12 protein-coding genes are annotated in these 12,995 nt (G+C 53.3%); 3 read left to right on the top strand and 9 right to left on the bottom strand.

Annotated elements, in window-relative coordinates; translation table 11 throughout:
* Positions 1–270: 270 nt before the first annotated feature.
* Positions 271–2,373: a DNA gyrase/topoisomerase IV subunit B gene (locus HMPREF0733_RS08330; RefSeq protein WP_013398907.1), complete on the bottom strand. Its 2,103-nt coding sequence runs from the start codon at positions 2,371–2,373 to the stop codon at positions 271–273.
* Between the two features lie 227 nt (positions 2,374–2,600).
* Between HMPREF0733_RS08330 and HMPREF0733_RS08325 the strand changes: the two genes are divergently transcribed.
* A complete protein-coding gene (locus tag HMPREF0733_RS08325) occupies positions 2,601–2,813 on the top strand; it encodes a DUF7455 domain-containing protein (protein WP_013398906.1) in 213 nt (70 codons plus the stop codon).
* A gap of 88 nt (positions 2,814–2,901) precedes the next feature.
* Here HMPREF0733_RS08325 and HMPREF0733_RS08320 read toward each other — a convergent pair whose 3' ends face one another.
* The 7 genes from HMPREF0733_RS08320 to clpS all read right to left on the bottom strand — a co-directional run bounded on the left by HMPREF0733_RS08320 (position 2,902) and on the right by clpS (position 8,832).
* Positions 2,902–4,131 (bottom strand): hypothetical protein, encoded by a 1,230-nt coding sequence (locus HMPREF0733_RS08320; protein WP_013398905.1) that lies wholly within the window; start codon positions 4,129–4,131, stop codon positions 2,902–2,904.
* A 204-nt stretch (positions 4,132–4,335) separates the two neighbouring features.
* On the bottom strand, positions 4,336–4,998 hold the full coding sequence (locus tag HMPREF0733_RS08315; RefSeq protein WP_013398904.1) for a non-canonical purine NTP pyrophosphatase: 663 nt from the start codon (positions 4,996–4,998) through the stop codon (positions 4,336–4,338).
* A gap of 7 nt (positions 4,999–5,005) precedes the next feature.
* On the bottom strand, positions 5,006–5,743 hold the full coding sequence (gene rph / locus HMPREF0733_RS08310) for a ribonuclease PH (protein WP_013398903.1): 738 nt from the start codon (positions 5,741–5,743) through the stop codon (positions 5,006–5,008).
* A 7-nt stretch (positions 5,744–5,750) separates the two neighbouring features.
* Positions 5,751–6,638: an MBL fold metallo-hydrolase gene (locus HMPREF0733_RS08305; protein ID WP_013398902.1), complete on the bottom strand. Its 888-nt coding sequence runs from the start codon at positions 6,636–6,638 to the stop codon at positions 5,751–5,753.
* A 12-nt stretch (positions 6,639–6,650) separates the two neighbouring features.
* A complete protein-coding gene (murI, locus tag HMPREF0733_RS08300; RefSeq protein ID WP_013398901.1) occupies positions 6,651–7,691 on the bottom strand; it encodes a glutamate racemase in 1,041 nt (346 codons plus the stop codon).
* A 223-nt stretch (positions 7,692–7,914) separates the two neighbouring features.
* Positions 7,915–8,481 carry a DUF2017 domain-containing protein gene (locus HMPREF0733_RS08295; RefSeq protein ID WP_013398900.1) on the bottom strand — a complete coding sequence of 189 codons (567 nt, stop codon included), beginning with the start codon at positions 8,479–8,481 and terminating at the stop codon, positions 7,915–7,917.
* A gap of 3 nt (positions 8,482–8,484) precedes the next feature.
* Entirely contained in the window at positions 8,485–8,832 is a 348-nt protein-coding gene (gene clpS / locus HMPREF0733_RS08290; RefSeq protein ID WP_013398899.1) for an ATP-dependent Clp protease adapter ClpS, read from the bottom strand.
* A 151-nt stretch (positions 8,833–8,983) separates the two neighbouring features.
* Here clpS and HMPREF0733_RS08285 point away from each other — a divergent pair, with 151 nt between their 5' ends.
* Positions 8,984–10,282 (top strand): nicotinate phosphoribosyltransferase, encoded by a 1,299-nt coding sequence (locus HMPREF0733_RS08285; RefSeq protein ID WP_013398898.1) that lies wholly within the window; start codon positions 8,984–8,986, stop codon positions 10,280–10,282.
* A 41-nt stretch (positions 10,283–10,323) separates the two neighbouring features.
* A complete protein-coding gene (locus HMPREF0733_RS08280; RefSeq protein WP_013398897.1) occupies positions 10,324–10,950 on the top strand; it encodes an isochorismatase family protein in 627 nt (208 codons plus the stop codon).
* 17 nt (positions 10,951–10,967) lie between these two features.
* Here HMPREF0733_RS08280 and HMPREF0733_RS08275 read toward each other — a convergent pair whose 3' ends face one another.
* The gene (locus tag HMPREF0733_RS08275) at positions 10,968–12,758 is read right to left on the bottom strand and encodes a DEAD/DEAH box helicase (protein WP_172461382.1); all 1,791 of its coding nucleotides are present in this window, start codon (positions 12,756–12,758) and stop codon (positions 10,968–10,970) included.
* Between the last annotated feature and the right edge of the window lie 237 nt (positions 12,759–12,995).

Raw genomic sequence — 12,995 nt, 5'->3', positions numbered from 1 at the left:
CGCTTTGACCCGTAGATATTGGGAGAAACTTCAAGATAAGCATCACGCCTTGGTGATGCCTTTCCTAAAACTTTCCAAGAAATCTAGGGTCAGCAATTTACACGTACTAAGGTGGCTCCCCCAAATTATGAGGAGAGACACCTTTTTCTTATAGTCATGCATGATTTATGAAGAAGGACACAGTGAGTATAATCACCAATACTTGCAGCGTCAAATATCTGTCAGAAAGAGGTTTCAACTCCCCTGCGTCAGATTGTTCACAGGTGCAAGCTAAATATCAATATTGTCCTGATCGAGCTGATGCGCACCAGCAATAATAAATTCCTTACGCGGAGCAACTTCCGCCCCCATCAGGAGCGAGAAAGCCTGCTCAGCTGCCTCCGCATCTTCAATTCGGATGCGGCGTAGCATACGATGCCGGGGATCCATCGTAGTTTCGGCAAGTTGGTCGGCATCCATCTCACCCAAACCTTTATAGCGCTGAATGGGCTCTTTATAGCCCTTACCCTCAGCCTGCAGCTGGCCCAGCAGTTCATGCAGCTGACGTTCTGAATAGGTATACACCATCTCGTTCGGTTTACCTCGGTTAATAACCTCTACACGATGCAGCGGTGGTACAGCCGCATATACACGACCGTCTTCGATGAGCGGGCGCATGTACCGGTACATGAGAGTAAGAAGCAGGGTACGAATATGAGCACCGTCAACATCGGCATCGGTCATCATGATGACTTTGCTGTAGCGTGCCGCCTCCAGCTCGAATGTACGCCCAGAACCGGCACCAATTACCTGGATTAGGGCCGCGCATTCGGCGTTCGCCAGCATATCTGTTACTGAGGCACGCTGAGTGTTCAGAATTTTGCCGCGAATCGGTAGAAGCGCCTGATAGGCCGAGGAACGCGCCAAGCGGGCGGTACCCAGTGCGGAATCGCCCTCCACAATAAACAGCTCAGAATGCTCTACGTTTGTTGAGCGGCAGTCTACAAGTTTTGTTGGCATTGAGGAAGACTCCAAGGCGGTTTTGCGCCTCTGAGTTTCCTTGTGAATGCGCGCTGAGATGCGGGTTTTCATCTCAGATACGACCTTCTCGCACAGGGCTGTAGCCTGCGCTTTCTCGGCGCGTGCCGTAGAGTTCAGCCGAGCCTTGAGCTGATCACCAACTACTTTAGAGACGATCTGCCGCACAGCCGGCGTTCCCAGAATTTCCTTTGTCTGCCCCTCGAATTGAGGCTCCGCAAGACGCACCGTCAGCACGGCGGTAAGACCGGCGAGGGCATCGTCTTTCTCGACCTTATCATTGCCAACCTTAAACTTTCGAGCGTTGTCGGCAAGGTGCTTGCGGAATGTTTTGAGAAGTCCTTGTTCAAACCCCGTGGAGTGGGTGCCGCCTTTGGGTGTGGCAATAATATTGACGAAGCTGCGGATTGTCGTCTCGTAGCCAATGCCCCAGCGCAGAGCAATATCAACCTCGCACTCACGGTCAACTTCGGTGAGCTTAGAGCGCCCATCCGAGCCTAGAACGGGTACGGTTTCCGTAAAAGAGCCTCTGCCGCTAAAACGCCAAATATCGGTCACGGCAGAGTCATGGGCCAGGAATTCAACAAACTCGCTAATGCCGCCGTCATGCTGAAAGACCTCTTCGTAAGGGCCGAACTCCCCCGGAGTTCCGGGGATGCGCCGCTCGTCTCGAATAGCAATGCGCAGCCCGGGAATAAGGAATGAAGTTTGGCGGGCACGTGCCACCAAATCCTCGTAGCTAAAACGCGCATCCGGGGTAAAAATCTGCGGATCAGCCCAATACCGTACTCTGGTTCCAGTTACACCACGCTTGGCGCGCCCTACGATCTGAAGCGCAGGATGTTTCTCATCTGCAGGTGTAAAAGAGTCTTCAGGCTTAGGGGTGCGCCCGGAATCGAACACGCCCGGTAGCCCATGTCGAAAGGACATCTGATAGGTTTTTGACCCGCGATCTACCTGAACGTCAAGTCGCGATGAAAGCGCGTTCACCACCGAGGCGCCCACACCGTGCAGACCGCCCGATGCTGTGTACGATCCGCCGCCAAATTTGCCACCGGCATGGAGTTTCGTGAAAACCACCTCTAGCCCGGAAAGCCCGGTTCGAGGCTCAACATCGGTAGGGATACCGCGACCGTCGTCCTGTACTTCAACAGAACCGTCTCGGTAGAGAATGATCTGAATTGACTGTCCGTAACCGGCAAGAGCTTCATCAACAGAGTTATCAATAATCTCCCAAAGGCACTGCATAAGACCGCGGGAGTCGGTCGAACCAATATACATGCCCGGGCGCTTACGCACCGCTTCAAGACCTTCGAGAACCGAGAGGTGTCGGGCAGTATAGTTCGATGCAGCCAAGATGTTCCCTTTCGAAATGGTTTTCTTCGTAAGTCTATTCTATCGTGCACCGTAGGTAACTTGTGTTTACCCTCGTTACGAACGATGTAGCGATTTCATGTGTAGCCCACCCTAGACGCTGAGAGCGAAAGGTTCGAGGCGAAAGTACGGCACCGAGGGTATATGTGGTTGGATAGAGTTACGACAATTCTAGGAACCTATGAGAACTTCAGTAAGGGAGATTTTCAGTGAACGCTCATGCAACTCTCGAATCTGTTGATTCGCGTACGTTAAATTCCCACGACCGTTGCGATGTGTGTGGTTCTCAGGCATATATTCGTGCGGTCTTGCCTTCCGGGGGCGAACTGTTCTTCTGCGGTCACCACGGACGTGCCCACGAAGAAAAACTCAAAGGGCTTGCGGGCATCTTGTTGTGGGACGACCAGACGTCACGACTTTAGGGCGAGATTCCCGAGGGTGTGACATCCGCCAGTAAATTACCAAGGGTACGGTTTCCTCTTCACGAAGGAAATCGTACCCTTGAAGTTTCTAATGCGTTTCGCCGGTCGCCCGCGCTGAGCTTTCATGCCTATTTGTCACCATAATATTAGACGAGAAATAGAACTCTTCCGGCAGTTCGTTAGTCACAGGACCGTGTGGAAATTCGCTGATCTTAGGCACAAAATACCAGTCCATCAGTTCGGCGCTTGTCTGCTTCAGGATCTTACGCACACGCATGGCGCGCGCTACTTGACGGCGAAGTCGTGGTGTATCTTTCTGCGTCGAGGTAAAAATCCAAGGTTCCTCGTACCCTTCAGCGACGGTACCGAAGGTAATCTGCAAGAACCCATCGTCGGTCGTGGAATAAAGAAGATCATCGGGCATAATATCGGTGAACGCGAGCATCCAGCTATGTCGGCGCTCATAGCATTCACGGGTTGTCTGCAAAGCCGCGATAAGACGGTGGTCAATCAAGAGCTCTACCCGACGTTCCGTGATGTCTCCCAGCTTGGCGTAGTTCCCAAAAGCGCGGTTTGCGCCGGAACGACGCGGCCATTTGGTGACGGCCCCATGAGGGACTTCTCCCGCAAAGGTGAACGGACCGCGAATAGTACCGGACAAACGTAACCGTTCAAAGGGTGCTGTAGGCAGAAAAGTGTAAAGCAACCTATCGGCGCTTACCGATTTACCCCAGCGTGCAACTTCAAAAATAGTTGGTTCTGGTCCTACAGGGTACATACGGGGCATAGGCCGCCCATATTCGTCAAAACCCTCACGGGATTTTCCATCCGGCAGATAACCTTCCAGCGTTGCTCCCACTGGTCGAGTCCATGATCCTGAATAGGGTTTGACGATGCGCGGCTTCTGCACCGGAAGAATGCTGGTGCGTGCGCCGAAGTAGGCGGGCATCCTTTCCAGATTGCGCCACGCGTATTTTGCGGCAACTGCTTCGCGCCACCAAAGGGGCCGTTTACCGGGGGTCTGCCCGCCCAAACAGTGCATCAAGACCCAAAATCCTACCCAGAGGAAACATAAAGTTGCGCCGCTCAGAGTTACGATGCTTCCAACCAGTGCTGCGGTACCTGTCGCCCAGATATTGATGCCCACCCATGCTGTTAAGAGCCCCCAGCATCCCATGGCATAGGGCCCGAGAGTTATCACTGGATCAACTACTTTAACAGCGGCGATAACACGCCGATTGAGCCCGCGCCAGATATAAGAGTATGCCCACAGCGCGGGAATCAACAGAATAATCATTACAGCAAAGAGAACAATCATCAGGGCCTCAAAGCATATCTGTTGCCGTATATATTACTTACCATTGTGCCTTGTACCAGAATCGTTTTATATGATCTTCACGGTCGAAGCTGAGAAAGAGATAACCGCAACGTTCTTTCTTTAGAAGATGTCGTACATACCCGATTGATGTGCTAAAACACTCCGATCATGCGTCTTTATGAAAGAATCTCATAGGACGCATGATTATTTATGCTCAAGAGCTTGCTGCAGATGCGGAACTAATGCTTCAAAGGCACGAGCTCGGTGACTTATTGAATTTTTGATCTCTGCCGGGATCTGGGCACACGACTGGTCTGCATAGGCTCCGTCATAAAGCGCGTTATCACCATTAAGCTCCACCGGCATCATAATAGGATCATACCCAAACCCGCCATCCCCCTGCGGTGCGTGCAAAAGCGTTCCAGGAAGCTCGCCGTACTCGACTGCTTCATACCCACCGAGCGCTGAAGGAACAGCGAGGGAGGCGGCACAGCAGAATTTAGCGGCACGATGTTCATCGCTAATATCGCGAAGTTGCCCTAAAAGCAGGGTGAGATTCGCGGTATCGTCCCCATGCTCCCCCGCCCAGCGCGCCGAAAAAATGCCGGGAGCGCCGTGAAGAACCTCAACGGAAAGACCCGAATCATCGGCAATAGCGATAAACCCTGTAGATTCTGCCACGGCACGCGCCTTGAGCAATGAATTCTCGGCAAATGTTACCCCGGTCTCTGGAACATCGGGGGCATTGATGCTGGCGGCATCGACCACATCGGTATCCACGTTCAGCCCAACAATACGGTTACGCAAAATTTCGCGAAGTTCGCGCAGCTTACCTTGATTGCGACTCGCTAAGACAACCTTAACCATAAAAGTATTACCCCTCTTCAAGAGATTCACGCTGTATCCGAGCAAGTTCGGCGGTGCCTTCTAAAGCAAGGTCGAGCAAAGCATTCAGCTCATTACGGTCAAACGGTGCGCCTTCTGCCGTACCCTGAACCTCCACAAATTTCCCAGAGCCGGTCACGACCACATTCATATCAGTTTCAGCGCGCACATCCTCGGTATAGGGCAAATCAAGCATGGGAGTACCGTCGATAATACCCACGGAAATAGCTGACACAGAGTCTTTCAAAGGCTTAGCACTGGGTGAAAGCAGACCATTACGCTGTGCCCACGCGATAGAATCGGCGAGCGCTACATAGGCACCCGTGATCGAAGCGGTACGTGTTCCGCCATCTGCCTGAAGCACATCGCAATCCAGAACGATAGTGTTCTCCCCCAGCGCGTTCATATCGATAACGGCACGTAGGGATCGTCCAATAAGACGGGAAATTTCGTGTGTACGACCGCCAATCTTTCCCTTGACGGATTCACGCGAAGACCGGGTGCCTGTAGCGCGCGGAAGCATGGCGTACTCTGCGGTTACCCACCCCTTTCCTTCACCTTTGAGCCAGCGTGGTACCCCTTCCGTGAAGGATGCGGTGCACAGCACCCGGGTATCGCCAAACTCTACCAGCGCAGACCCTTCGGCTTGGTTTGACCACCCACGAGTGATAGTGATGGGGCGCAGTTCGTTGAGGGCACGACCGTCGGCACGGGCTACAGAAGTCATAGTTCTCCTACTCTTCTTCCGGTGGAAGAGATATGTTTGACATGGGCGGATCGAGCAGTTCGATAACGTTCAGGGTTGAGGTTGGCGGATGCGTAGGCGCTGGCCTAGGATGCACGCGATAGCTTGCTGCAACCTCGGCGACGCCTACCGGCCCGTCGAATGCACTTTGTGCCTCGGTACGGGCGATATCGGGGTCATTCCACACGGGCAGGTGCGTTAACAAAAGGTTGCGTACCCCGGCTTCTTGAGCTGCTTCACCGGCGCGCTTACCGGTCAGGTGAATACCGCGCAACGCATCGTCACGTCCTTCTTGATACGCCGCTTCGCATAGGAAAAGATCGGCACCGCGGGCAGCTTTGATGAGCCCATCGCATGTATCGGTATCACCGGAGTAAGCAAAAAGTGTTCTGCCGTCCCGGCTATTGCAGGTAATACGTAGCGCGTAAGGATCTTTAGCGGGGTGGAGCACCCTAAAGGGTTCAACTGTGAAAGGACCGATTTCGACTTTATGTCCTTCGTCCCAAGTATGATATTCAAACTCGGTACTCATGCCCGGGTCTGGGTCAAGCCCGTGCGTTGCCGAAAGATATTCGTTAATGGCAGCAGGCCCGTAGAGAGGAATCCTGCCTTTGGGCCAGCCTCGGGGATCCCATTTCACGGCGACATGCAAACCGGAGAGGTCAATGCAATGGTCAGGGTGAAGATGCGATATCAGGATAGCGTCAATCTCAGCCAGGTCAATGTACCGTTGAAGTACACCTAGTGAGCCGTTGCCCATATCCATGAGCACACGCCACGTGTGCCCAGCATAATCGGTTGCTGAGAGCAGATAACAGCTCGCCGGAGAATTTGGTCCGGGAAACGAGCCGGTACAGCCGATAATCGTCAAGCGCATACGGGGTGTTTCCTATTCGGTGTGTGTGAAAGCAGCAAGATTTGAGTCAATCGTGACGGAAGGCAGTCCTGAGGCTTCTTCGGAGTTGGAGTCTTTCGCAGTGGCCTTTTCGCTGCCTGCTGGTGCGGGAAGAGCCGCCAAAGAGCCTGTGGGGAATCGTTCTGCCACAGATGCCGTGTGCCGCACATTGTGAACTTCTGGGCCCAAGAACCTGCGCGCTAGGTTCTCGAAAGTCTCAGATTCGCCGGTCGCTAAGAATTCATGATGCGGATTCGTTTCAAGGTCAGGGTTCTCAATATTCTCGGTAAGAAGTGCCCGATAAACGTCTTTGGCGGTCTCATCTGCCGAAGACACAAGAGTTACGCCCTCCCCCATGATGTAGGAAATAATGCCCGTCAGCAAAGGGTAGTGAGTGCAGCCAAGTACCAGCGTGTCTACTCTCGAATCTTTAAGAGGCTGCAGATATTCTTCGGCAGTACGCAAAAGTTCGGGTCCGGATGTCACGCCCTTCTCCACGAACTCGACGAATCGAGGACATGCGACAGACTGCACCATAAGGTTCGGAGCGATCGCAAATGTATCTTCGTAAGCGCGTGAGGTCACCGTTGCCTCTGTGGCGATAACCCCAATCTTACGGTTGCGGGTCGCGGCTAGTGCTCGACGCGCGGCAGGCTGAATTACCTCAATCACGGGAATACCGTAGTGGCGGGTGTAGCGTTCGCGCGCATCCCGGAGCACAGCGGCAGAGGCAGTATTGCACGCAATAACCAGCATTTTTACGCCGGAATCAACAAGCTCGTCCATAATGCGCAGGGCGTTGGCACGAACCTCGGCAATTTTGAGCGGGCCGTAAGGTCCATGAGCGGTGTCGCCTACATAAATAATGCGCTCATGTGGCAACTGATCCATAATAGCGCGTGCAACGGTCAGACCACCCACCCCGGAGTCAAAAACTCCGATGGGTGCGCTTGATGTTGGACCAGCCGGTGGCGCGGGAGTTCCCCACGGGGTGCGGGTACGATATGGATTTGAGGTATCTAAGTTATCGCTCACGAACTTTACCTGTTTTCCTTCAGCATATGATGTACTTTATTTTCATTCTAAGGTGTCACAGATACTGTCCTGTTCTAGATAGCCGTCTCTGAGTCCTAAACCACCCTATAGGATGAGCCACATCAAGGTTCGGGCAGTGATGTTTCTATCGCATGCGGTACTGAGCTCGTTAATCTGGAGGGCATCGTGCGATGCGCTTATTTTGTCTCTGACCAGCACGTTTCTAAGACTGCGGGGTTTCCATCGAATCAAGCATCGCAACCATAAGCGAGTCCTGTACCCAGGTCACGAAATTGTACACGACCGCCAAATAATCGTCATCGTTCTCAACCTTTGACCAGTCCGTGAGATGGTGCACCTGGTCTGCACGTTCTTCATCGATAATGTCTAAACGGCTTCCCAAGACTAAACGGATATCGTTAAGTGCAGACGCCCACGCATGCGCGTGCTCATCACTAAGCACGATGTCTCCCGCTTCAATATCGAAAGCGAGGAGACTCAGATTTGCCACCTTCGTGGCGCGTAAATCCTGTTCAGTGTACCGGCGATATTCCAGCGCCGCCTCAGGATCGCTACTTCCTGCAGGCAGTACTCGTGCCACCGCTGGATCGTCTGGGATGCTGGGATTCTCGACAATACCGATGAGAGCTTCAAGAGGATCATGATTTTCCGAATCCGGAGATTCCAGAAGAGCAATCACGTCTTCGGCTAGATCTCGAATAAGATCAAATTCAGCCTTCTCAAATCGAGCGGCGTAGCCATGCGGTGTATGTCGAAAACCCTGCGCCATAAATTAGTTCTCCGCCTTTTCAAAGCTCGCCATCAAACCCCACGCGTGCATGGCCTGGGTATGCTTTTCCGCATCCTCACGACTACCGGTGAACACAACAGCCTTGCCATTATTGTGCACCTGGAGCATCAGTTTCTCGGCACGACGACGGCTAAACCCGAAATGAGCGCGAAAAACATAGGAAACATAGGTCATAAGATTAACGGGATCGTTCCAGACGATTACCTGCCACGGCGTCTGCGTTTCAAGATTTTCGTCAATCGTCGCATCAAGCTCAGTGGCATCTAGAGTATCGGTCGCAAGAACAGCCGTCACAGTGTGGTTGGAAAGATGGGTGAGCTTGTTGGTCATGCATAAGATTATACTCGTGGGGGCTTTGTTCCTGCGGGATTGATTCCGTTCAAATAATCATAAATATCTTAAAGTCAAATTTACATTATGTCGCGGACAACACATCCCGTAAAGGTAGTAACCTGCCTAACAGACAACTAAAATGAGACATATGGCAACTACCTCGCTTCTAACCGACCATTACGAACTTACGATGCTCCAGGCAGCACTCGCCTCTGGAACTGCGCATCGCCGCTGTACCTTTGAAGTCTTTACACGTCGCTTGCCCGCGGGTCGCCGCTACGGCGTGCTCGCGGGTACAGGACGCTTTCTCGAAGGGCTTCAGTCTTTCCGCTTCGATGACGAAGATCTATCTTTTCTAGCCTCTCGCAATGTTGTGAATGCGCAAACCCTAAAATACCTTGAGAATTTTAGGTTTACCGGCAATATTCGAGGCTATGTCGAGGGAGAGATTTTCTTTCCACACTCCCCCGTTGTACAGGTCGAAGCAACTTTCGCAGAAGCCTGCGTCTTAGAAACCTACCTGCTGTCTATCTTGAACTATGATTCAGCTGTTGCATCTGCCGCGTCACGTATGACTGCGGCGGCGGGCCACCGTCCCTGTATTGAGATGGGCTCGCGCCGTGCGCACGAACGTGCCGCTGTATCGGCGGCACGTGCCGCTGCTATTGCAGGCTTCACTGCAACATCCAACCTGGAAGCGGGCAGGCGCTATGGGCTTCACACTCTCGGTACCAGCGCCCACGCCTTTACCCTTCTTTACGACTCTGAGCGCGAAGCCTTTGAAGCGCAACTGCAATCGTTAGGGGCACGCACGACTCTTCTTGCTGATACCTATGATGTCGAGAATGCGGTACGCCTTGGCGTGGAACTCGCGGGCGAAGAGCTCGGCGGAGTCCGCCTAGACTCAGGTGATCTGGTAGCATCGGCACAGCGCGTGCGTGAACTTCTCGATTCTCTGGGCAACCACAACACCAAGATTACAGTGACGAGTGATCTTGATGAATATGCTATCGCTTCCTTAGCCGCCGCGCCGGTAGATTCCTACGGTGTGGGCACCAGGCTGGTGACCGGTTCCGGTGCCCCTACCTCTGCAATGGTGTACAAGCTGGTGGAACGTGAAAATGCCGCTGGCGAACTGGAACCCGTCGCTAAAACCTCTGCTGGCAAACGTTCCCCAGGTGGGGCAAAGCAAGCCGCGCGCCGCCACAATTCCTTGGGTATCGCCACCGCCGAGCTTATCGGAACGGGGAACAACCCCGCTGCCCTCGAAAATACTCGCGACCTTATTCGCGATTTTGTGGTTTCTGGCGAGCTCCTGCCCGGTTTTACCGGCGAAGAGGCGGTACGCAACGCAACCAAACGACATAGCGCATCCCTAGCGGAACTTCCCGAATCCGCTCGTCGCCTTTCAGAAGGCGAACCCGTTATTCCCACTGAATTCATCTAGCCACAGCCCATCCAGATATTGCCAAGAAAGGGACTATACACATGGCAAAAGCGCTTATTATTGTCGACGTTCAGAATGATTTCTGCCCTGGCGGAGCCCTTGCAACACAGCAAGGCGCCAACGTTGCGTCGCTAATTAGCGAATACGTTGAGGAACACCATCACCAGTACGATGCCATTGTGGCAACTCAAGACTGGCACATTGATCCGGGCGATCATTTCTCAGAAAATCCAGATTATGTGAATTCCTGGCCTGTACACTGCGTCGCCAACACCGAGGGGGCAGAGATTCACCCGAATCTTGATACCGACTATATCGAAGCATATTTCCGCAAAGGCAAGTATGAGGCGGCATATTCGGGCTTCGAGGGTCTTCAAGCTGCCGAAGATTCCGTGATGACCGGTGAGCACGATCCCGAAGCATCGTTGGAAGATGAGGCACCTAACACCCCGCTCGCCGATTGGCTCGACGAACATGATGTTAAAGATGTTGATATTGTCGGGATCGCGACCGACTTCTGTGTACTAGCGACAGCAAAGGATGCAGTAGACGCCGGGTACGAAACTCGCGTTCTGATTGACCTCACGGCGCCGGTTCATGAAGACAAACTGAATGATGTTATCGCCAATATGGAGGATGACGGTATTATCGTTGCGGAAGTGCTTTAGTCAGGCGAAAAATTATTCTACGAGCTCCTGCCCACGAACCAGTCCGCCAATTTATCCAGGCGAGCCTGAATTTGCTCCGCTGACGCCTGCGCGACCGCAGGACCACCGCAAATTTTACGCAGCTCATTATGGATAACACCGTGTGGTTTGCCTGAACGGATAGACCAAGCTGCCACGTTTTTCGCCAGTTTATTGCGCATCTCTTTAAGCTGGCGGTGGTCCACAATTGCGGGAGCTGCTGTCGCTGGGCGGCGGGATGCGTGTTCACGCTGGCGTGCACGAAGCAGAGTACCCACCTGGTCGGCGTCCAGCAAACCGGGAATACCGAGGAAGTCTTGTTCCTCTTCCGAACCGATCTCCAGACCACCTGACGAAAATTCGGAGCCATCGAAGAGCACGCCGTGGAAGGAAGCTTGCGAACCAATCGCCTCGAATTTACCGCGCGCTAGTTGTTCGGAAGCGCGTTCCTCGCGGTTTGCTTCTTCGAGCGCTTCATCGTCCAGCCCTTCAGCCATTGGATCGATATCGTCGTCGGTGGTATGGCGGTCGAGGGCGTGGTCACGCTCAACTTCCATATCATTAGCAAGCATCATCAGCTGCGGCACAGACGGCAGAAAGACAGATGCGGTTTCCCCACGTTTACGGGCTCGCACAAAACGACCAATCGCCTGTGCGAAGAAGAGAGGTGTGCTGGTGCTGGTAGCATACACGCCCACCGCCAAGCGGGGTACGTCCACCCCTTCGGACACCATGCGTACCGCGACCATCCACCGCTTGTTGCTTTCACGAAAATCGTCGATTTTAGCGGATGCTTCACGATCGTCAGAAAGTACTACGGTCGGCTTCTCACCCGTGATCTTGTGCAGTTTTTCGGCATAGGCTTTGGCGTCGGCATGGTCAGTTGCGATGACGAGCGCTCCCGCGTCAGGAACAGTGCGGCGCACTTCGGTGAGTCGTTTATCGGCCGCAGAGAGCACGGTGGGAATCCACTCACCCTGAGGATCAAGTGCGGTGCGCCATGCCTGGGCGGTAATATCTTTAGTGAATCCTTCCCCTAGATTCGCCGCCATTTCTTCTCCGGCGGAGGTCCGCCAGCGCATTTGTCCGGAATATGCCATGAAAATAACTGGCCGCACCACGTGGTCTTTCAGCGCGGGGCCATAACCATAGGAGTAATCGGCCCGCGACCGACGAATACCTTCATGGTCTTGCTCATAGGTAACAAATGGGATAGGTGAGGCATCAGATCGGAATGGTGTACCGGTCAGCGCAAGGCGGCGTGTGGCCTCATCGAAAGCCTCACGCAGACCATCGCCCCATGATAAAGCATCACCTGCATGGTGGATTTCGTCGAAGATAACAAGAGTCTTGTCATTTTCGGTATTTCGGGCATGCAGCTGCGGTTTGTTAGCAACCTGCGAATATGTGAGCGCTACGCCCTTGTACTGGCGTCCAACGTGAACATCGGCGTTTTTGAAATTAGGATCGATCGGAATACCGACCTTAGCAGCGGCATCCGCCCACTGTTTCTTGAGGTGGTCGGTGGGTGCTACCACGGTAAGTTTTCGCACAACCCCGCGATCGAAGAGTTCGCGTGCCAAGGTGAGAGCAAAGGTTGTCTTGCCCGCACCAGGGGTTGCTACAGCCATAAAGTCCCGAGGGTTCGTCTCAAAATATTTTTTCATCGCCTCGGCCTGCCAGGCACGCAAACTGACGGAAGTACCCCACGGGGCACGATCGGGGTATGCCGGGGAGAGCTTTGGCTTAACCATGCTGTCAAACAATGTAGGCTCTTCGTACTCGCTCATGCTTTTCTCCCCCATATTTTCTCTGGTTTACCTCTGCTTCAGTATTTCCTGTGTACAAAGGCTCCTGCAGAAACACAGGTTATAAATTCTACCACCGTGTCGTGATACGTCCGCGAGGGTTCGCTTAATTATTTTGCCCAGTGCGAAGTCTGTTTGAGTCCAAAAATAAAGTATGTGCCTGCACCCCATGCTGGGGATACAAGCACATACTTCTGCATATTCCGGAGCGAAACTTCC

The organism is Rothia dentocariosa ATCC 17931, assembly GCF_000164695.2.
GTDB classification, from domain to species: domain Bacteria; phylum Actinomycetota; class Actinomycetes; order Actinomycetales; family Micrococcaceae; genus Rothia; species Rothia dentocariosa.
This window is presented reverse-complemented; position numbering and strand designations above follow the sequence as displayed.